Here is a 19,679-nt window from a genome sequence, read left to right on the forward strand (position 1 = left end):
AGAGATACGAGATAGGAGCCTCTTTTGAAGCTCATCATCGCCGAGAAAAACGACGCCGCGCGTCAGATCGCCGAGCGGCTGTCCACGGGTAAGCCCAAAAAGGACAAGGTGTACAATACCGCCATCTATCGTTTTGAGTGGAAGGGCGAGGAGTGCGTGACGATCGGCCTTGCCGGTCACATCCTTGCGCCCGATTTTTGCGACAGCGTGCTTTTCGATAAAAAGCTGGGTTGGTATTCGGTGACCGAAGACGGCGAGATGCTGCCGGCCGATATGCCCGATGGCCTGGCCCGCCCGCCGTACGACACCAAGCGCAAGCCGTTTCTTGCCGATGGCATTTCCATCAAGGGCTGGAAGCTCGAGAGCCTGCCTTACCTCACCTGGGCACCCGTTATTAAGCTGCCGGCCGAGAAGGAGCTCATTCGTTCGCTCAAGAACCTCGCTAAAAAGTCCGACAGCGTCATTATCGCCACGGACTTCGACCGCGAGGGCGAGCTGATCGGCTCGGACGCTCTCAACAAGGTGCGCGAGGTTGCGCCCGACCTGCCGGTCGCCCGCGCCCAGTATTCTTCGTTTACCAAGGCCGAGATCACGCAGGCCTTCGATAACCTTGTCTCGCTCGACCAGAACCTGGCCGACGCCGGCGAGAGCCGTCAGCACATCGACCTCATCTGGGGCGCGGTGCTCACGCGCTACCTGACGCTCGCCAAGTTTGGCGGTTTTGGCAACGTGCGTTCCGCCGGCCGCGTGCAGACGCCGACGCTTGCCCTGGTGGTCGAGCGCGAGCGCGAGCGCATGGCGTTTGTGCCCGAGGACTATTGGCAGATCCGTGGCATGGGCGCCGCGCAGAGTGCTGCCGAGGACGACCGCTTTAAGATTGCGCACAAGACGGCACGCTTTACCGACAAGGATGCTGCCGAGACAGCGTACGGCCACGTTGACGGCGCTACGACGGCGACCGTTGCCGCGGTGACCAAGCGCTCGCGCAAGCAGCAGCCGCCCACGCCGTTTGCGACCACCTCGCTGCAGGCTGCCGCCGCAGCCGAGGGTATCTCGCCTGCGCGTACCATGCGCATCGCCGAGTCCCTCTACATGGCGGGCCTCATCAGCTACCCGCGTGTCGACAATACCGTGTACCCCGCGACGCTCGATCTGGGCGCCGTGGTGAGCGACCTGGCAAAGATTAACCCGGCGCTGGCACCCGTGTGCAAAAAGGTACTCGCCGGTCCCATGAAGCCCACGCGTGGCAAGGTCGAGACCACCGACCACCCGCCTATCTACCCCACGGGCGAGGGCGATCCGTCCACGCTCGACGGCGGCCAGCGTAAGCTCTACGACCTCATCGCCCGCCGCTTTCTGGCAACGCTCATGGGGCCCGCGAGCATCGAGAACACCAAGCTCGAGCTCGACGTGAACGGTGAGCCGTTCGTGGCTTCGGGCGATGTGCTCGTGACCCCGGGTTTCCGCGAGGCGTATCCGTATGGACTCAAGCGCGATGAGCAGATGCCGCCGCTGGAGCAGGGCGATACGGTCGACGTGTTCGACATTAAACTCGAGGCCAAGCAGACCGAGCCGCCCGCGCGCTACAGCCAGGGCAAGCTCGTGCAGGAGATGGAAAAGCGCGGCCTGGGCACCAAGTCCACACGCGCGAGCATCATCGAGCGCCTGTACGCCGTGCGCTACCTCAAAAACGATCCCGTGGAGCCGAGTCAGCTGGGCATCGCCATCATCGATGCACTGACGCAGTTTGCCCCGCGCATCACGAGCCCCGATATGACCAGCGAGCTCGATGGCGACATGACCCGTGTGGAGCGCGGCGAGGATACCGAAGAGCATGTCGTGGCGCACTCGCGCGCGCTGCTGGCTGGTGTGCTCGACGAGCTGCTCAAGCACACGCAGGAGCTGGGCGACGCCATCAGCGACGCCGTCACGGCCGATGCGCGCGTGGGCGCCTGCCCCAAGTGCGGCAAGGACCTGGTTATGAAGACGAGCGCCAAGACCCGTGGCAGCTTCATTGGCTGCATGGGCTGGCCCGACTGCGACGTGACCTATCCGGTGCCGAGCGGCGTCAAGGTAAGCCCGCTCGAGGGCGAGGCGGCCGTGTGCCCCGAGTGCGGCGCGCCGCGCATTAAGTGCCAGCCGTTCCGCCAGAAGGCCTTCGAGATTTGCGTGAACCCCACGTGCCCCACCAACTACGAGCCCGACCTTAAGGTGGGCGAGTGCAAGGTGTGTGCCGAGGCCGGACGCCATGGCGACCTGATCGCACACAAGAGCGAGAAGAGCGGCAAGCGCTTTATCCGCTGCACCAACTATGACGATTGCGGCGTGAGCTATCCGCTGCCGGCGCGTGGCAAGCTCGAGGCGACGGGCGAGACCTGTCCCGAGTGCGGCGCCCCCATCGTGGTGGTCAACACGGCGCGCGGCCCGTGGCGCATCTGCGTGAACATGGACTGCCCGACCAAGGAGAAGAAACCCGCCCGCGGCCGCAAGACCACGACTAAGGCGAGCACGGCCAAGAAGACGACGGCGGTCAAGAAGACGACCGCCAAAAAGACGACGGCCAAGAAGTCGACTACCAAAAAGACCGCCGCCGACAAGTAGCGGCGCAGTCGAAACATTGCCGAAAACAAAAACGAGCGAGGACCCCGCGATCCTCGCTCGTTTTCTAGGCAGTCATTGGGGACGTTCTTTAATGAGTAGTCGTTTGAGAACGTCGCATGCGACTAGTTCACTTCGACGGGTTTGGCGCCGGGATAGCGCTCCTCAAAGTCTAGACGGTACTTATTGTCATTGGTGCCCGCCACGTTGTCGCGCGACAGTGGCGTCACGATCTCATTCTTGTGGTCCGCAGGCTTGGCGTATTTCAGGCTGATCTCCCAGGCATCACAGATTGCGTCAATGCGGTGATCCAGGTCGTCGTACAGGGCAACGATGTCTTTCCAGGAGCTGTAGTTCTTGGAGCTCGTCGGGACGTCTAGGTCCTCGACGATGTCGTAATACTGCTCGATGGTGTCCTCCGTGCGCTCGGCGACGTCGGCGAGATTTTGACGGGTGGTTCGATCCTCTTCCAGATAGCTGCCGTTGAAGTTCTGCGCGCAGCCACGGACGTAGTTGTCGAGGTCTTCGAGCAAGTCGTAGTATTCGCTCAGTCGGCGGTAGAGATTCTGCTCGGAGAGCGTTGCTTCGCCGCCATCCTCGTCGTCGTCATCGTCATCATCGTCGTACAGGCTGTTGGGATCGCCGAGAGGCTTTAGGTCATCGTCGTCGACGTCATGGTGCAGCTTAGCTACCTCGGCAGTCGTCTGCGTGGCGGCGTTGTCGAAAGGCTTGATCACAAAGAAAACGACCAGGGCGATGATGATCGCCACCAGCACAACGATAACGGCGATAAGCGGCCCGGTGCCGCTCTTTTTGGGAGCGGGGGTCTGTGACGAAGCGGGCGCGTATGCGGGAGCCGGCTGCTGTTGGGGCGAGCCGCTCGCGACGGGTATGCGCTGCGTGGTCTCGACGGCTGCGGGGCCTGCGGCGGGGTCGGGGCGATAGGCGAGGGGGTCGTCCGCCTTGGCTTGCGGCGTATCGAGGGAACCGGTCTGCTCAAAAGCGGGCTGGCTATCGCTTGCGGTTGTTTGCTCAACGGGTGCACCGCACGAGGTGCAGAACTTGGCATTATCTGCAAGAAGCTTGCCGCACGAGGCGCAATACCGAGACATTGCCACTCCTTTCGCCACATTTCAATGCAATACGACGATTATACCCAGCGTCCAAAATTCCCCATCATAAGTTGCGGTGAAATAGGGACTGTTTGGCGGTCTCAGAGCTTCAATCAGTCCCTATTTCACCGCAAGTTCGGGGATGCCTCGATGGCTAGGTTGGATTTGGGACGCGCCGAGCACTGGGGTATCATGGCTTGGTTGCTATAACTTGCATTTTCGCGCCTTGTAGGAAGGGACTGCGCCCATGGCTTTTGAGCCCGCTCAACATAGCTTTATCACGCTCGAGGGCGTCGATGGCGCCGGCAAGTCCACGCAGGCGCGCCTGCTGGCCCGTGCGCTCGAGCTCGCTGGCTATCAGGTCGTAACTCTGCGCGAGCCGGGCGGCACCGCCATCAGCGAAAAGATTCGCGCCCTGCTGCTCGACCCCGCCAATACGGCGATGGGCGACACCTGCGAGCTGCTGCTCTACGAGGCCGCGCGTGCCCAGCTGGTGCACGAAGTCATCGCGCCTGCCCTCGCTGCCGGCAAGGTGGTCCTGTGCGACCGTTTCTACGATTCCACGACCTGCTATCAGGCGTTTGCCGATGGCCTCGACCGTCAGATGGTGCGCGATGCCAACAACCTGGCTGTCGCCGGTACGCATCCGGCGCTCACGCTCGTCTATCACATCACGCCCGAGCAGGCGGCGCTGCGCATGGCCGCCCGTGGTGCGGCAGACCGCATGGAGGCCAAGGGCATGGCCTTCCAGGAGCGTGTCTACCAGGGATTTTGCGCAATTGCTGCCGAGGAGCCAGACCGCGTAAAGCTCATCGACGCCACTGCGTCGATCGCAGACGTCTTCGCGCAGACGGTTGAGCAGGTTCGCGCCTACGGCCTCGACATTTCCCAGGACGCCGTCACCGCCGCGCTTGCCCAGGAGGCCGAGTAGCATGGCCCCCGCTCAGGCAAGCCTACTGGCCAAGCTCGACACCCAAGAGCGCGTGCGCGACTTTTTGACCAATGCCGTCGCCAGCGGTCGCGCATCGCACGCCTACCTGTTTTTGGGTGCGCCCGGCGCCGGCAAGCTCGACGCCGCGTGGGCGCTCGCCCAAGCCTTCCTGTGCGAGCAAGATGGCTGCGGCTCATGCGATAGCTGCGTGCGCGTCGCCCGCCATACGCACCCCGACGTGCACTATTACACGCCCGAGAGCGCCACGGGCTACCTCATCGCCCAGACCCGCGAGCTGCTCGATGACGTGCCTCTGGCGCCCATCCGCGCTAAGGCCAAGGTCTACATCATCGACCGTGCCGAGCAACTGCGCGCCAACACCGCCAACGCACTGCTCAAAACGCTCGAGGAGCCGCCCGAGGGCGTTATGTTCATCCTGCTGGGCACCTCGGCAGACGTGATGTTGCCCACCATCGTGAGCCGCTGCCAGTGCGTGCCGTTTCGGCTGGTATCGCCCGCCGTCGCCGCGCAGGCCGTGAGCCGCGCCACCGGTCAGGACCCTGCGCGTTGCCGCATGGCCGTCGCCGTAGCGGGAAGCCCCACGCGTGGCATCGAGTTCCTCAAGAGCGCCGAGCGCCAGGACGCCCGCCGTCAGATGGTTCGCGCCATCGATTCGCTTATCGCCGCCGACGAGGCCGACGTGCTCAGCCGCGCCAAGTCACTCATCGTCGCCGTTAAGGCGCCGCTCGCCGAGGTCAAGTCCACGCAGGAAAAGGTGCTCGAGCAAAACGCCGACTACCTGTCGCGTGGAGCATTGAAGCAGCTTGAGGACCGCAACAAGCGCGAACTCAACGCGCGCGAGCGTTCGGGTATCATGGAAGCGCTGGCGAGCGCGCGGACGCTCATGCGCGACGTGCTGCTGACGCTTCAGGACGAGGCGGCCGACGTGGTGAACGAAGACGTGCGCGACACGATCGGTCGGCTTGCCGCCGCGACGAATGTTGCGGGTGCCACGCGGGCGCTCGAGGCAGTCGCGACCGCCGAGCGCAACATCGCCAGAAACGTTACTCCCCAGCTGGCCATCGAGGTCATGCTGTTCGATATCAGGAAGGCACTGAAATGCCGTTAGTCGTACCCGTTAAGTTTACCTACGCCTCGCGCGACCTGTGGTTCGATCCGCAGGATCTGGATATCCTCGAGGCCGATTATGCCATTTGCTCCACCGAGCGCGGAACCGAGATCGGCCTGGTCACGGCCGATCCCTTCGAGGTACCGCAAGACGAGATCGGTCAGCCGCTCAAGCCCGTGCTGCGCGTGGCGAGCGACATCGACCTGCAGCTTGCCGACGACCTGGCCATCCAGGGCGACGAGGCCATGGTCGACTTCCGCCGCCTGGTCAAGGAGCTCGACCTCGAGATGAAGCCGGTGGGCGTCGAGTACCTGTTTGGCGGCGAGAAGGCCGTGTTCTACTTTGCGGCCGAGGAGCGCGTCGATTTTCGCCAGCTCGTCAAGGATCTGTCCTCGACGCTGCACATTCGCGTCGACATGCGCCAGATCGGTGTGCGCGACGAGACCCGCCTGGTGGGCGGCTATGCCCAGTGCGGACAGGAGCTCTGCTGCACGCGCTTTGGCGGACAGTTTGAGCCCGTCTCGATCCGCATGGCAAAAGAGCAGGACCTGCCGCTCAACTCGTCCAAGATCAGCGGCGTGTGCGGCCGCCTGATGTGCTGTCTGCGCTACGAGTTCGAGGCCTACAAGGACTTTAAGAGCCGTGCGCCCAAAAAGAAGACGCTCATCGATACGCCGCTTGGCAAGGCGCGTATCCAGGAGTATGACACGCCGCGTGAGCAGCTGGTGCTGCGCCTGGAGAACGGCAAAGTCTTTAAGGTCAACCTGGCCGATATGACGTGCTCGGAGGGCTGCAAAAAGAAGGCCGCCGAGCAGGGCTGCAACTGCCGCCCCGACTGCGTGACGCGCGACGTGCTCGAGCGCATTGAGTCGCCCGAGATGCGTCTGGCGCTCATGGAGCTCGATCGCGAAAACGGCGTCGATGTGGGCGATGGCCTGTCGAGTGCCGACCGTCTGGCCGGCACGTCGATGCCCAAGCGCCGTCGTCGCGATGCTGAATCCGATGCCCGCGCCGGTCAGGGCGAGGGCCGTGGCCGCGGAAAGGGCCGCGGTAAGGCCGAGACACCCGAGGCCGAGGGGGCGGCCGATGGCCGTCGCCGTCGCAAGCGCGCGGGCTCGGGCGATGCTACCGAGGTTGCAGCCGCGGGCAAGAACGCCTCTCGCGAGCGCGAGGTTCAGCAGCCCCAGCAGCAGAATCGCGGCGGCGGCATGAACCCCACACGTCGCCGCCGCCGTCATCTGTCGAGCGAGGAGCGCGAGGACGCCTTCCGCGCCGCAGCTGCTCGCGAGGTCGGTGCCACTTCCAAGGGCGCCTCGGCCTCCGATGCGCCTGTCGACAAGGGCGGCAAGTCACGTGGCGAGGAGGAGCGCGCGCCGCGTCCGCGCCGTCGCCATTCCTCGGGCGCGCAGCAGAAGCCTTCAGTGCCCTCCGTGGCCGATCAGGTCTCGGATGGCGAGGTCAAGGTCACGCGCCGTCGTCCCGGAGATGGCGGGGGAGCGGCTGCCAAGGCTTCGCATGGCGCCGCTCGCGACGAACGCGAGCCGCGCGGTGGCGAGGGCTCGGCCGACCAGGGTCAAAAGCGCCGTCGCCGTCGCCGTTCCCGCAAGCCGCGCCAGGATGGTGGCGAGGGCTCGACCCCGTCTTCGTCCGCACCACAACCGCCTGCCGGCGAATAACGCCCGCGAGCGGATTTAGCCCGCCTTGCCCCGAGCGCATCGGGGTATCATAGCGCCGAATCAACAACCCTCCCTGCGGCCGAACGTAGGGAGGGTTGTGTCTTGAAGAGCCATCTGAACATATTGAGCTGTTTGCAGGGTGCCGGTGCCCTACCGTTTGCGGACGAATTACTACCGTTTGCCGAGTGGGTGGCACGCGAGGCGCTCGAGGCATTGTCGCCAACACGATGTGCCGGCTGCGAGCGCGCCGGTGCGCTTATTTGCCAAGACTGCCTTGCCGCGTTCACGCTCATCGACCCACGTCATAGCTGCACCCGATGCAGCGCCCCGTTTGGGGATTTGCTGTGCACTGAGTGTTCGGTCGAGGGCACGTCCTCGGCAATGACGGAGGCGCTCGACCGCTGCCTGGCGTGCGCCGTCTATGCGCATCCGCTGCCGCGCATCATTAAAGCGTACAAGGATGCGGGCGAGCGACGTCTGGCTCCGTATCTGGCGGAGCTGCTCTACGACACCGCCCTGCATGCCCAGGTCGTAGCGCCCGATCGCTATGGAGGTGTGCTGTCCGGTGCGGATGCGGTGGTGTTTGTGCCTGCGACGGCGGCAGCGTTTCGGCGGCGTGGTTTCGAGCATATGGAGGCCACTGCGCGCCCATTTTGCGAGCTGTCGGGCGTGCCGTTGCTGGACGCCCTGGTCAAGTACGGCCATGGCGACCAGCGCGAACTCGGTCGTGAGGAGCGCCGCGAGCGTGCCCAAGGCATGTATGAGACGGTTGAGGACGTGCACGGCCGCCGCCTGCTGCTTATCGATGACGTTATCACCACGGGCGCGACGATGGCCGCGGCTTCGGCGGAACTCAAGCGCGCCGGTGCCGCGGCCGTTGATGGCCTCGCTATCGCACGCGTTTGGTAGGGGTGGTTTTGTGGCAGTGAAGATTGAGCGGCGCAACGAGCCGACAAGCGAACAGCTAGCGGCTTCCGTAATCCTAACAGGCGCCTCGGCGCTACGCATGATGCGCTCCGAGCGCCGGCAGATGGGCTACATAAGCTGGAGGGACCTTGATCCCGATGAAGAGCGCCATGTGCTGCGCACGTCGTCGCCCTCGACCGAGGACATCTATCTTCCCGACTTGGTGCGGATTGGGGCCGCAAGCGGCGAGGTGCAAGAAGATCTTTGCTTGCTGGTGGGATCTGCGGCGCAGCGCCGCCGTATTCTTGGCGTGAGCTGGTCCGTATGCTCCGAGTTGCCCGCCGGCTCGATTCTAGAGGTGGAACCGGGGGTGTACAGTCAATCTCCCGAGGCCCTTTGCGTAGCCGTCGCGCGCGAGGTCGGCTGTATCCAGGCATTTGCCCTGGCCCAGGAGCTGTGCTCTAAGATTTCGCTGAGTGACCGCGGGAAGTATCTGCCTCCCTACACCTCGCCCGTTACGAATAAACTTGCAAAGGACAAGGACCAGCCAGCAGACGTGGGCTACTTTGAGGTTGAGCCGGTGCTGACGCCCGATCGTCTGGCAGATTACCTCGCGGTATGCAAGGGGAATGCGGCCAAACAACTGCAGCGTCTGTGTCCCTACTTGTCAGAAAACCCGCGCTCGCCCATGGAGTGCATCATGCTCGCTCTGTTTTCGCTTCCGTTTTCCTATGGCGGATTTGCCTGCGGTCCCTTTAAGACTGACTACAAGATCGAGTTCGATGACCGCGCGCGGGCAATCTCGGGGATGCCGCATGCAGTTTGCGATGCGTATCAGGAAGCAGCCCAGTTTGACCTGGAATACAACGGTGAGCTGGGCCATTCCTCCCGGAGGGGACGTATCCATGATGAAAAACGCAACACGGGCTTGATTACTATGGGAATCGAGGTCGCGACGGTCAATAACGAGATGCTCTGCGACATGGAAGCAATGGAGGCGCTCGCATGGCGCATGCACCAGCGTATGCGAAAGCGGTACCGGAATCGTGTCGATGCCCGCAGGAAAAAGCAAGAGGCGCTGCTTAAGGTGGCGCGCGCAGACGTGGTGTAAGAGTGTCCTGAGGTCCGTCGCTGCAAGCCCCGATGTTACTCCTTCTTGAGGCCGCGCTTCTCGACTATCTCGTCCACTATCTCCCTGGCGCGCCGCCCGAGCGCGCGGCGCCTCCCCTCTGTCGGGGCCGGCCTGTCCGCGGTCTCGGCGAAGCCCTCGGCGGCCGAGGCCTCGGAGAACACGCGCTGCTGGGACCACTGCCCCTCGGTCTCCATGAGGCTCGCGCACGTCAGGCGCAGCATCGACTCCCTCGAGGGGAAGGACTGCACGACCCTGTAGCGGCGCTTGATCTCGCGGTTGGCGCGCTCCTGGACGTTGTTGGTGCGGAGCTTGGCCCAGTGCGCCCTGGGGAAGGCCGTGAACGCCAGCGCGGAGTCCTCGGCCTGCTCGAAGACCTCGCCGGCCCTGGCGGACACCGACGCCACCCAGGGCGCCGCCTCGGCCCACACGCAGCGCGCGAGGTCGGGGTCGTCCTGGTAGACCGCGGCGTGCACGAGGTCCCTGACGGCCGCCTTGGAGTCCTCGGGCCTGCCCGAGCAGGCGCTCTGGAGGTTGCGCTGCAGGTGCGTCACGCAGCGCTGCCAGGCGCAGCCCTGGAACAGGCGCGAGACGGCGGCCACGAGCCCGGCGTGGCTGTCGGAGACCACGAGGCGGACGCCGGCCAGCCCGCGCTCGCGCAGCCCGCCGAGGAATGCCGCCCAGGAGTCCTCGCTCTCGGTGTCGACCACGTCGCAGCCCAGGAAGTGCTTGCGCCCGTCGGCGCCCAGCCCGATCGCGGTCACGACGCCCTGCGAGACGACCGACGAGCCGACCCTGCAGCTCATGTAGGTGGCGTCGAGCCACAGGTAGCAGCACGGCGTGCCCGAAAGGTCGCGGCGGCGGAACTCCGCCACCTCGGCGTCGAGGTCGGAGCAGAGGCTCGAGACCTCCGAGCTCGACAGCGAGGATATGCCCAGCTTGGACGCCACGCGCTCGACCTTGCGGGTGGACACGCCGCACACGTACATCTCCTGCACGATGGCGGCCACCGAGGTGTCGACGCGCGACCATCGCGCGAGCATGCCCTCGGGGTAGTAGGTGCCGTGCCTGAGCTTGGGTATCTCGAGCTCCACGTCGCCCACGGCGGTCTTGAGCGACCTGGGGCGGTAGCCGTTGCGGCTGTTCTCCCTGCCGTCGCTGCGCTCGTTGCGGCTCGCGCCGCACATCTGCTGGGCCTCGGAGTCCATCAGTGCGTTCATCACGCCGCCCAGCACCCTGCACGCGAACTCGCGCGCGTCGCCGCACTCCTGCCAAAGCCTCGCCGCCTCGAGGGCCTCGTCGCGACCGAGGCGCAGTACACTCTCTTCTTGGGGCATCGCCTTTCCTTCCATTCGTCACCTTCATTACTCCAACGACGAATTCTAGGCGGTGTCCCCTCCCTTTCAAGAAAGGGCGGAGGCGGGGCATGCCCCGCCTCTTACACCACATCTCTGTGCGCTACCCTGCTTAACACGCTGCGGGCGTGTTTTGGGCTTAAACCCGCCTAACAATGCTCTGAAACAGAGGGTTGGATATATGCTCTGGCCAAAATATAGCAAATATGAGTACTGCTACAAATTCAGTAACAGCAAAATCAGGGATTTTGGGACTGGAAGAGGGGGTAAATTAGAAAGTTATTAAACAAATGTGGAATATCCTGGCATCAATCTGACGTTATAGAGCGTGAAAACAGCTTGCAGAGCCAAAAACTCCTGCTACTAAATTGGTAACAGTACTCATATTTGCTATTTTTTGGCCACGGCGCCCTAAGACGGGTGTGTTGGGGCTTTCCATAGGGGAGCGACGGGCTCAATCAGAGTACGTGCGGTCCGTCCTGACCTGCGAAATCTGTACTCGCGATGCGAATAACGCCCCTAACCTTAAACTTTAGCTTGAACTTAGCTATAATGCGCTTCGTTCCTACCAGGCTGTGGTTGCGGACGGACGAAATGCCCGTCCTAGTCCAAGACAGACGCGGTCAAAGGGATCCACGTAAGCGACCGCGTGCGCGCGGCGCGATCATGGCGCGTCCTAGATGTAAGCCGCACCGTCCGTTCGACTTTCTTTGGGGCAATACCGCCTCGCGGGCGAGCGGGCCAGTCGTGAAGGTGGCTGCGGCCTCCCGAGCAAACACCCCGGTGCGCAAGTGTGGGGTCAAATACCAGGTCAGCTGGTGGGAACAACCTGATATTCCGTGCAACGCACGGATCGTATACGACACAGAAGGTAGGGTAGTGGACATGGTGAGGGGCAGCTTGATGCACGCGGCTCGGTTAGGTGCTGGGACCGCAGCGGTCATCGCCGTTTTGGGCCTGAGCGGATGCGCGTTCAACCCGCTGTCTACGTTCACGACTCCCACGATCGACCAGATCGAGTACGAGACCGTCACGCCGGCGGTGTCGGACGACGCCCTGGTCACTCCCGGAACCCTGACGGTCGCCCTCGATACTTCCGATGCGCCGCAGGCCATGCAGGACGCCGACGGCGAGCTCACGGGGTATGCGGTTGACGCCGCCCGCGCCCTCGCAAGCCGCATGGGCCTTAAGGTCTCCTTTGTCGATGCGTCTTCGGCAGGTTCCGCGCTCGGCGACAAAAAGGCCGATATCTTTATCGGCGAGATTAACTCCACGGACGGGGACATTAGCTCGCTCGGCACCTGCCTGTACGATGCCACTTCCGTGTTCGGTAAAACTAGCGATGGTGGGTCGCTAAGCGTTTCCACCGATACCCTTAACACGTCCACCCTGGGCGTTCAGACGTCCTCGGCCTCGCAGGAGGCGCTTGCTAAGCAGAGCATCACCGCCAACCAAAAGACCTACTCCAACATCAACGAGTGCTTTGAGGCGCTCGAGTCCGGCGAGGTCGACTATGTGATCTGCGACTCCACGGCCGGCGGCTACCTTGCACGCCTGATGAGCGAGGTCTCCTATGTCGGTGCGCTCGAGGCGCCCTCGACGCTTGGTGTTGCGGGCCTCTCGTCCAATGACGAACTGTGCCGTGCCGTGAGCGATGCCCTCGACGGTATTACGGCCGACGGCACGCTCGAGGCGGTCCACTCTGTCTGGTATGGCACGATGCCCTACGACCTCACCACTAAGACGGTTTCGGGCGCTAACGTGCAGCCGGTCGACTCTGAGTCCAGTGAGACCACGTCCTCCGGCAGCGAGTTCTCCGATTCCAACAATGAGACCGCATCCTCCGAGGACAAATCGTCCAGCCAGGAAGGCGCCATCACCGACGACGACATTAACAAACTCAATAGCTAGTTATTGCTAGGGGTGGTGTCTCCTATACGTTGGAAAGGACACCTCTTCACGGTTTCAACACGCACTGCCGGGCTTCCCCAATAGAGGAGCCCGGCTTTTTCATCCCTATAAAACCAGCAGGTCAAAGCCAATTTCAAGAAGAAAAACCAACTCTGCCGTCGCCCTCCTATAGCGCACTTTGCCACAGAAAAGTGCGAGACTTCGGTATGCGGTATCAAGCAATCGTTATTCGGGTCTTTGGGAATCCGCGTGATTAAATGCACGGCAATGGGTACATAGCCAGTACAGTAAGTCCCCGAGGCAGATTGGAGCCACGTATGGATATCAAGGTTTCTGGACGCAAGACGACGGTAACCGATGCTCTGCGTGCGCATGTGGATGAGAAGATCGGCGAGGCGCTCAAGGTTTTCGATATCGAGCCCATGACGGTCGACGTTGTACTTCGCTATGAGAAGAACCCCTCGAACCCCAACCCGGCAATCGTCGAGGTTACGGTTCGTGTCCGCGGTTCGGTGATTCGCGTTGCCGAGCACGGTGCAGATATGTACGCCGCCATCGACCTCTCCGCCGATAAGGTCACCCGCCAGCTGCGCAAGTTCAAGACCAAGGTCGTGGACAACCGCCAGGGCGGTGCCAGCGCAGCGGATGTCGCACCGGTCGAGCGCGTCGAGGATCTGGCCGACCTGCTGCTGCCCGAGGAGGAGGACGACCTGCTCGTCCGCGAGAAGGTCATCGATGTCACCCCGATGACTGAGGAGCAGGCGCTGGTGCAGACCGATCTGCTCGGCCACGACTTCTACGTGTTCGAGAACGCGACGACTGGCCTCATCAATGTGGTGTATCACCGTAAGAATGGTGGATATGGCATCATCAAGCCCCGCATCGAAACACTTGACGAGTAAAATACGTTAACTTGCATGAGTTAACGGCTGGCGGCCATCCCATGCGGGTGGCCGCCTTTTTACGTAAGGAGTCGCTTTGATGGACAAGGCTGCATCTACCGGCCATTCTGACCGCTGCCGCATCGTCGTCGATACCTGCTGCGACTTTAGCCCCGAGGTCGCCGCGAACCTCGATGTCGATATCTTGGGCTTCCCCTTTATCATCGATGGCGAGGAGCGCACGGACGATATCTGGTCGAGCATGAGCCCTAAGGAGTTCTACGACCGCATGCGCGCCGGTGCCCGCGTGTCCACCTCGGCTGTGTCGCTCGGTCGCTATATCGAGTTCTTTACCGAGTGCGCCAAAGAGGGCACACCCACGGTCTACCTGTGCTTTACCTCGGCGCTGTCGTCGAGCTACAACTCCGCGTGCCAGGCGGCAGATGCCGTGCGCGCCGAGTATCCCGATTTTGAGCTTTACGTGGTCGACAACGCTCTGCCCTGTGCGACCGGCGCGCTCTTGGCGCTCGAGGCCGTGCGCCAGCGTTCGGCGGGACTGACCGCCAAGCAGCTGGTCGATTGGGCAAACGAGGCAAAGACCTACGTCCACGGCTACTTTACGCTCGAGAGCTTTGACGCGCTGGCTGCCGGCGGCCGCATTCCTCCCGCGGCGGCGCAGCTCACGGCAAAGCTCGACGTCAAGCCCGAGCTCTCCTACGACCTGGCCGGCTCGCTGTCGCTGATCGGCGTCAACCGCGGCCGCAAGAAGGCGCTCAAGTCCATCCTCAAGTCGTTCCGCGAGAACTACGTGCCCGATCGCACCATGCCCATCGCCATCATGACGGCCGATGCCGAAAAGGATGGTGACTGGCTCGAAGCCGCCATCCGCAAGGAGGAGGGTTGCGCCGACGTCACGATCATTCGCGGCTCCGTGGGTCCCACCATCGGCTCGCACGTGGGCCCCGGCATGGTGGGCTGCGCGTTTTGGGGTAAGAACCGCGCCGACAAGGCGTCGCTTTCCGACCGTATCGCCCGCCGCGTGCGTGGTCAGTAGGCAAGCGCTGCGTCCGTAATCGCCCTCGACTCACAGCCCAAACGCTGGCACCGAGTATTCAACCTGGTAACAACACCCAACCCAAAAGGAAAGGTTTCATGGCAAACAAGCTCTCCGTCGCATTCATTGGCACCGGAATCATGGGTGCCCCCATCGCCGGCCACATTCTGGACGCCGGCTATCCCGTCACGGTCAACAACCGCACCAAGTCCAAGGCGGCGGCGCTTATCGAGCGCGGCGCCGTCTGGGCAGATACGCCGGCCGATGCCGCGGCGAACGCCGATGTCGTCTTTACCATGGTGGGCTATCCCTCCGAGGTCGAGGAACTCTACCTGGCGGGCGACGGCCTGCTCGCGTGCACCAAGCCGGGTGCGGTCTTGATCGACCTTACCACGAGCTCGCCCGAGCTGGCGCGCGATATTGCCGAGGCCGCCCAGGTCTCCGGTCGCATGGCGTTTGACTGCCCCGTCACCGGCGGCGAGTCGGGTGCCATCGCCGGCACGCTCACGGCTATCGTGGGCGCCACCGAGAACGACATCGCGCCGGTCCGCGACATCCTTTCCACCTTTGCGGCAACCATCTGCTGCTTCGATGGCGCCGGCAAGGGCCAGGCTGCCAAGCTCGCCAACCAGGTGTCGCTGGGCGCCTGCATGGTCGGCATGGCAGACGCGCTGGCGTTTGCCGAGCTGAGCGGCCTTGATCTTGAGAAGACCCGTCAGATGATCCTGGGTGGCACCGGCAAGTCCGGCGCCATGGAGAGCCTGGCGCCCAAGGCGCTCGACGGCGACTACAAGCCCGGCTTTATGGTCGAGCACTTCATTAAGGACCTGCGCTTGGCGCTCGCCTATGCCGACGACCGTGAGCTTGCGCTGCCCGGCGCCGACGTGGCCTTTACGCTCTACGACATGCTCGATGCCATCGGTGGCGCCAAGCTGGGCACCCAGGCCGTCACGGTCCTCTATAAGGAGGAGGCCGATGCCATCGCCGCCGGTCTGGACTGGTCGCAGTATCGTCCCGAGGAGCACGGTGCTCACGAGGAAGGCTGCGGTTGCGGCGAGCGTGGCGACGACCACGAGTGCGGTTGTGGACACCACCATGGCGAGGACCACGAGTGCTGCGGCGGTCACGGTCATGACGACGGCCACGAGTGCTGCTGCGGCCACCATCACGGGGAGTAGCGCCTATGAGCTTGACGTTCGTGGTGCTTGCGCTGGTGCTCTTTCTCTTTGCGATCTACATCGGCTTTTTGTGCGGCCAGTGGGCGTGCGAAAAGCGCGTCATCACCAAGCGCGACTACTGGATTGCCAACTTTGCGGGAGCTGCGGCAGTCGTCCTGCTGACCTGGGTGTTCTCGCTGTTCCCGCTGGTGCAGTTTGCGCCGATCGGCTGGCTCGGCGGCTTTATCGCCGGCCTTAAGATGAGCTTTGGCGAGTCCGTCGGTCCGTGGCGCAAGCACGACGAGGTCTTTAACGTCAACAAGGCACACCGCGCCGCCGCCGACGCGGGCGATGCCGAGGAACGCCGCCGTGCGCGTCGTAATGGCGCTGCCGACCGACAGCTCATCTCGGTCACCGATGACAGCAAGGGTGCTGGCAAGCACGCTAAGAAATAGTAAAAAGAGGTAACTATGGCAGAAAACAAAGACGAACAGCTCACCGACGAGGAGCTGGCACAGCTTCAGCTGGCAGAGGAGAACGAGAATGCCGTCGACCGCCTGGTCCAGGAGCTCGGCTGCCCCACGCGCCGTATCCGCCAGTTTGCCGCCCGCGTGCTGCACCTGCTTGCCGAGCGCGATCCGCAGCGCGTGGTGCCCTGCGTGCCCGCGCTGATCGAGGCGCTCGACCGCCCCGAGGCTCAGACCCGCTGGGAGGCCCTCGATGCCCTGACGGCGCTCGCCACCACCTGCCCCGAGCAGCTGGGCGATGCCTTTGAGGGCGCCGAGACCGCACTGTTCGACGAGATTTCCTCCACGCTGCGCTATGCCGCCTTCCGCCTGCTGTGCGTGTGGGGCGCCACGAGTGCTGAGCGTTCACGCGAGGCTTGGCCCATCCTAGACGAGGCCATCCAGTGCTACCACGGCGACCTTGAGTATCGCGATATGCTCGGTTGCCTGTACGAGTTTGGCCAGGGCGAGATCGACGCCGAGGTCGCCGAGAAGCTTGCGCTGCGCCTTAAGTTCGACGCCGAGAACGGCAAGGGCAGCTATCTCAAGGCCCGTTCGAGCGAGATTTGCGAAATGCTTGTTAAACGTTTTGGCCTGGATCTCTCCAAAAAGAAGAAGCGTGCTAGCGTTAAAAAATCTGACGACGCCGAAGACGAGGAGTAACAGATTATGGCGCACGATGTAGTCCTGATTCCCGGTGACGGTATCGGTCCCGAGATTACGCAGGCCATGCGCCGCGTGGTCGAGGCCACCGGTGTCCAGATCAACTGGAACGTCCAGGAGGCAGGTGCCGGCGTCATGGACGAGTTTGGCACGCCGCTGCCCCAGCACGTGCTCGATGCGGTCGCCGAGACCAAGGTTGCCATCAAGGGCCCCATCACCACGCCGGTCGGCACGGGTTTCCGCAGCGTTAACGTGGCCCTGCGCAAGCACTTCGACCTGTACGCCTGCGTGCGCCCCTGCCTGTCGCAGCCGGGCGACGGCTCGCGCTTCCGCGACGTCGACCTGGTCATCGTGCGTGAGAACACCGAGGACCTCTACGCCGGGATCGAGTTCGATGAGGGCGCTGCCGAGGTCGAGGAGCTCTCACAGCTTGTCGAGCGCTCGGGTCAGAAGACCTTCGCCGCCGATTCCGCCATCTCAATTAAGCCCATCTCCATCGCCAAGAGCCGCCGCATTGTGGAGTACGCCTTTGAGTACGCCCGCCGCTGCGGCCGTAAAAAGGTGACGGCCGTGCACAAGGCCAACATTATGAAGGCGACCGATGGCCTGTTCCTGCGCGTTGCGCGCGAGGTGGCCGCCAACTATCCCGATATTGAGTTCAACGACAAGATCGTCGACGCCACCTGCATGGGCCTGGTCCAGAACCCCAACGACTTCGATGTCCTGGTGCTGCCCAACCTGTACGGCGATATCGTCAGCGATCTGTGCGCCGGCCTGGTAGGTGGCCTGGGTATGGCCCCCGGCTCCAACATCGGTGCCGACTGCGCCATCTTCGAGGCAACGCATGGCTCCGCGCCCGATATCGCTGGCCAGGATATCGCCAACCCCACGGCCGAGATTCTCTCTGCTGCGATGATGCTCGATCACCTGGGCGAGAACGACGCTGCCAATCGCATTCGCGCCGCCGTATCTGCCACGCTCGACGAGGGCGAGCAGGTTACCGGCGACGTGCGCCGTGCCCAGACCGGCTCCGTTGAGGGTGCGGTGGGCACGCAGGCCTTTGCCGATGCCGTTATCGCGCACCTGGCCTAAGGTAGGCACGCTGCAAACGCCTAAATAGTACTTAAGTGTTTGCGTATAACCTAAGAATCAATACGCCCGGCACTCTGTCGGGCGTATTCTATTGAAGACTATGTTTCCTAACAAGGAGTAACTGATATGGGTCTGATTCAAAAGAAGGACGAGAAGGACGAGATCGACGGCATCCAGATCATCGAGCGCGGCGAAGGCCCCGACGGTGACGAGGACGAGAAGATCGATCTGGTCGCCGGTACGTCTGCCGAGCACATTGCTGCCGGTACGACGGCCGAGGAGGAGGACGCCCGTCTGGAGGCTCAGATTGCCGCGGATGCCGCTGACGAGAATCTGATGCCCGAGGCCCAGGATGAGGACGACGATATCCTGGGTTCCGATGAAGACGATCGCGTATCCAAGCACAAGAAGACGATGATCGCCGCCTTTGTGGTTGCCGTCGTGATCGCTGCGGTGGTCGGCTTCTTTATTGGCAATGGCGGCTTTGGCGGCAAGGGTGTCGGCTCGGCGACCCTGACCGAGGACCAGCTCGATTCGACCGTGGCAAGCTATAGCTACAACGGCAAGAAGAGCGATATCACCGCGCGCGAGGCCATCGAGAGCCAGTACAGCCTCGATACCGTCAAGGATAGTGATGGCAACTACACCGCTCCTTCTGCCGACGTCATCCTGTCCTACGTGCGCAACAAGATCCTGCTCGATGCCGCCGAGGACGAGGGCATTACCGTCTCTTCCAAGGAGATGAAGAAGTACGCCGAGGATTCCATCGGCACTTCTGACTACAAGACCATGGCCACGCAGTATGGCGTGTCCAAGGACCAGGCCAAGCAGATCGTCCGCCAGTCCGCGACGCTGCAGAAGCTCTACAAGAAGAAGGTGGGCGATAGCTCCGCAAGCATGCCGACCGCCCCGACCGAGCCTTCTGACGGCAACGAGGAGACCGCGAGCAAGGATTACGCCGACTACATCATCAACCTTGCCGGCGATGAGTGGGATAGCTCAAAGGGCACTTGGAAGGACGAGAACGGCACCTACGCTAAGGCCTTTGCCGACGATGCCTTTACGGCCGATAGCGCTACCTATAAGCAGGCCATGACCGCCTACTACACTGCTTACCAGCAGTACTCTTCGCAGGCTTCGAGCGCCAGCTCCAAGTGGACCGAGTATGCTAACGGCCTCTACGCCAAGGCCAACATCAGCATCTACGGCCTGTTTGCGTAAAGAGTCGCACGGCTCATCGAGCATCTAGCCGATAGACAGCAGAAAGTCCGCCAGTACGGAAGTCGTTCTGGCGGACTTTTTGCGTTGAGGGCGTGATTGGCGGCTTAATTATGGCTATTCATCTTTAAGTCCAAAAAGGCTATCGGCTTCATCGTCGGATATATATTCCAGTACATCGCCCGGTTGGCAGTCGAGTGCCCGACATATCGCGTCAAGAGTTGAAAAACGTATGGCAGAAACCTTGCCCGTCTTAATGCGTGACATATTGACCTGGGAGATGCCCACGCGTTCCGCAAGCTCTTTGGATGAGATCTTGCGTTCGGCGAGCATGCGGTCAAGCCGCAGAATAATCATGGAT

Annotated in this window: 17 protein-coding genes; 14 read left to right on the top strand and 3 right to left on the bottom strand. The window is 62.7% G+C overall.

What is annotated here, in order from left to right:
• Positions 1–24 precede the first annotated feature (24 nt).
• Positions 25–2,601: a DNA topoisomerase I gene (locus ACKUTP_RS03360; protein ID WP_409063547.1), complete on the top strand. Its 2,577-nt coding sequence runs from the start codon at positions 25–27 to the stop codon at positions 2,599–2,601.
• A 122-nt stretch (positions 2,602–2,723) separates the two neighbouring features.
• Here the strand turns inward: ACKUTP_RS03360 and ACKUTP_RS03365 are convergent, their stop codons facing one another.
• Positions 2,724–3,710: a zinc-ribbon domain-containing protein gene (locus ACKUTP_RS03365; RefSeq protein ID WP_195520975.1), complete on the bottom strand. Its 987-nt coding sequence runs from the start codon at positions 3,708–3,710 to the stop codon at positions 2,724–2,726.
• A gap of 247 nt (positions 3,711–3,957) precedes the next feature.
• Between ACKUTP_RS03365 and tmk the strand changes: the two genes are divergently transcribed.
• The 5 genes from tmk to ACKUTP_RS03390 all read left to right on the top strand — a co-directional run bounded on the left by tmk (position 3,958) and on the right by ACKUTP_RS03390 (position 9,463).
• Positions 3,958–4,641 carry a dTMP kinase gene (tmk, locus tag ACKUTP_RS03370; RefSeq protein ID WP_409063548.1) on the top strand — a complete coding sequence of 228 codons (684 nt, stop codon included), beginning with the start codon at positions 3,958–3,960 and terminating at the stop codon, positions 4,639–4,641.
• A gap of 1 nt (position 4,642) precedes the next feature.
• A complete protein-coding gene (locus ACKUTP_RS03375; RefSeq protein WP_195240967.1) occupies positions 4,643–5,770 on the top strand; it encodes an ATP-binding protein in 1,128 nt (375 codons plus the stop codon).
• A complete protein-coding gene (locus ACKUTP_RS03380) occupies positions 5,761–7,446 on the top strand; it encodes a stage 0 sporulation family protein (protein ID WP_409063549.1) in 1,686 nt (561 codons plus the stop codon). Before ACKUTP_RS03375 ends, ACKUTP_RS03380 begins: the two co-directional genes overlap by 10 nt.
• 102 nt (positions 7,447–7,548) lie before the next feature.
• Positions 7,549–8,355 carry a phosphoribosyltransferase family protein gene (locus ACKUTP_RS03385; protein ID WP_409063550.1) on the top strand — a complete coding sequence of 269 codons (807 nt, stop codon included), beginning with the start codon at positions 7,549–7,551 and terminating at the stop codon, positions 8,353–8,355.
• Between the two features lie 10 nt (positions 8,356–8,365).
• A complete protein-coding gene (locus tag ACKUTP_RS03390; protein WP_409063551.1) occupies positions 8,366–9,463 on the top strand; it encodes a hypothetical protein in 1,098 nt (365 codons plus the stop codon).
• Between the two features lie 35 nt (positions 9,464–9,498).
• Here ACKUTP_RS03390 and ACKUTP_RS03395 read toward each other — a convergent pair whose 3' ends face one another.
• Entirely contained in the window at positions 9,499–10,833 is a 1,335-nt protein-coding gene (locus ACKUTP_RS03395; RefSeq protein WP_409063237.1) for an IS256 family transposase, read from the bottom strand.
• Positions 10,834–11,721: 888 nt separating this feature from the next.
• On the opposite strand from ACKUTP_RS03395, the gene ACKUTP_RS03400 reads away from it, so the two are divergent.
• The 8 genes from ACKUTP_RS03400 to ACKUTP_RS03435 all read left to right on the top strand — a co-directional run bounded on the left by ACKUTP_RS03400 (position 11,722) and on the right by ACKUTP_RS03435 (position 19,321).
• Positions 11,722–12,747, top strand: a complete 1,026-nt coding sequence (locus tag ACKUTP_RS03400; RefSeq protein ID WP_409063874.1) for a substrate-binding periplasmic protein — start codon at positions 11,722–11,724, stop codon at positions 12,745–12,747.
• Between the two features lie 317 nt (positions 12,748–13,064).
• The gene (hpf, locus tag ACKUTP_RS03405; RefSeq protein ID WP_055310422.1) at positions 13,065–13,649 is read left to right on the top strand and encodes a ribosome hibernation-promoting factor, HPF/YfiA family; all 585 of its coding nucleotides are present in this window, start codon (positions 13,065–13,067) and stop codon (positions 13,647–13,649) included.
• Positions 13,650–13,728: 79 nt separating this feature from the next.
• Complete coding sequence (locus ACKUTP_RS03410) at positions 13,729–14,682, top strand: DegV family protein (RefSeq protein ID WP_373267675.1); 954 nt, start codon at positions 13,729–13,731, stop codon at positions 14,680–14,682.
• A 98-nt stretch (positions 14,683–14,780) separates the two neighbouring features.
• A complete protein-coding gene (locus ACKUTP_RS03415; protein WP_409063552.1) occupies positions 14,781–15,860 on the top strand; it encodes an NAD(P)-binding domain-containing protein in 1,080 nt (359 codons plus the stop codon).
• Positions 15,861–15,865: 5 nt separating this feature from the next.
• The gene (locus tag ACKUTP_RS03420; RefSeq protein ID WP_055251218.1) at positions 15,866–16,294 is read left to right on the top strand and encodes a hypothetical protein; all 429 of its coding nucleotides are present in this window, start codon (positions 15,866–15,868) and stop codon (positions 16,292–16,294) included.
• Between the two features lie 15 nt (positions 16,295–16,309).
• Positions 16,310–17,008, top strand: a complete 699-nt coding sequence (locus tag ACKUTP_RS03425; RefSeq protein WP_055251216.1) for a HEAT repeat domain-containing protein — start codon at positions 16,310–16,312, stop codon at positions 17,006–17,008.
• Positions 17,009–17,014: 6 nt separating this feature from the next.
• A complete protein-coding gene (locus ACKUTP_RS03430) occupies positions 17,015–18,100 on the top strand; it encodes an isocitrate/isopropylmalate dehydrogenase family protein (protein ID WP_022094615.1) in 1,086 nt (361 codons plus the stop codon).
• A 126-nt stretch (positions 18,101–18,226) separates the two neighbouring features.
• Positions 18,227–19,321, top strand: coding sequence for a hypothetical protein (locus ACKUTP_RS03435; protein WP_117769906.1), 1,095 nt, complete (start codon positions 18,227–18,229; stop codon positions 19,319–19,321).
• A 114-nt stretch (positions 19,322–19,435) separates the two neighbouring features.
• Here the strand turns inward: ACKUTP_RS03435 and ACKUTP_RS03440 are convergent, their stop codons facing one another.
• Positions 19,436–19,675 (bottom strand): helix-turn-helix transcriptional regulator, encoded by a 240-nt coding sequence (locus ACKUTP_RS03440; RefSeq protein ID WP_118388347.1) that lies wholly within the window; start codon positions 19,673–19,675, stop codon positions 19,436–19,438.
• Positions 19,676–19,679: the final 4 nt, after the last annotated feature.

Origin of the sequence: Collinsella sp. wc0529, assembly GCF_046116875.1 — a bacterium.
Taxonomy (GTDB): Bacteria; Actinomycetota; Coriobacteriia; order Coriobacteriales; family Coriobacteriaceae; genus Collinsella.

Coding starts and splice junctions, on each gene's coding strand:
- ACKUTP_RS03365 (WP_195520975.1), bottom strand. CDS start 3,710: ATGTCTCGGTATTGCGCCTCGTGCGGCAAGCTTCTTGCAGATAATGCC.
- tmk (WP_409063548.1), top strand. CDS start 3,958: ATGGCTTTTGAGCCCGCTCAACATAGCTTTATCACGCTCGAGGGCGTC.
- ACKUTP_RS03375 (WP_195240967.1), top strand. CDS start 4,643: ATGGCCCCCGCTCAGGCAAGCCTACTGGCCAAGCTCGACACCCAAGAG.
- ACKUTP_RS03380 (WP_409063549.1), top strand. CDS start 5,761: ATGCCGTTAGTCGTACCCGTTAAGTTTACCTACGCCTCGCGCGACCTG.
- ACKUTP_RS03395 (WP_409063237.1), bottom strand. CDS start 10,833: ATGGAAGGAAAGGCGATGCCCCAAGAAGAGAGTGTACTGCGCCTCGGT.
- ACKUTP_RS03400 (WP_409063874.1), top strand. CDS start 11,722: ATGGTGAGGGGCAGCTTGATGCACGCGGCTCGGTTAGGTGCTGGGACC.
- hpf (WP_055310422.1), top strand. CDS start 13,065: ATGGATATCAAGGTTTCTGGACGCAAGACGACGGTAACCGATGCTCTG.
- ACKUTP_RS03410 (WP_373267675.1), top strand. CDS start 13,729: ATGGACAAGGCTGCATCTACCGGCCATTCTGACCGCTGCCGCATCGTC.
- ACKUTP_RS03415 (WP_409063552.1), top strand. CDS start 14,781: ATGGCAAACAAGCTCTCCGTCGCATTCATTGGCACCGGAATCATGGGT.
- ACKUTP_RS03420 (WP_055251218.1), top strand. CDS start 15,866: ATGAGCTTGACGTTCGTGGTGCTTGCGCTGGTGCTCTTTCTCTTTGCG.
- ACKUTP_RS03425 (WP_055251216.1), top strand. CDS start 16,310: ATGGCAGAAAACAAAGACGAACAGCTCACCGACGAGGAGCTGGCACAG.
- ACKUTP_RS03430 (WP_022094615.1), top strand. CDS start 17,015: ATGGCGCACGATGTAGTCCTGATTCCCGGTGACGGTATCGGTCCCGAG.
- ACKUTP_RS03435 (WP_117769906.1), top strand. CDS start 18,227: ATGGGTCTGATTCAAAAGAAGGACGAGAAGGACGAGATCGACGGCATC.
- ACKUTP_RS03440 (WP_118388347.1), bottom strand. CDS start 19,675: ATGATTATTCTGCGGCTTGACCGCATGCTCGCCGAACGCAAGATCTCA.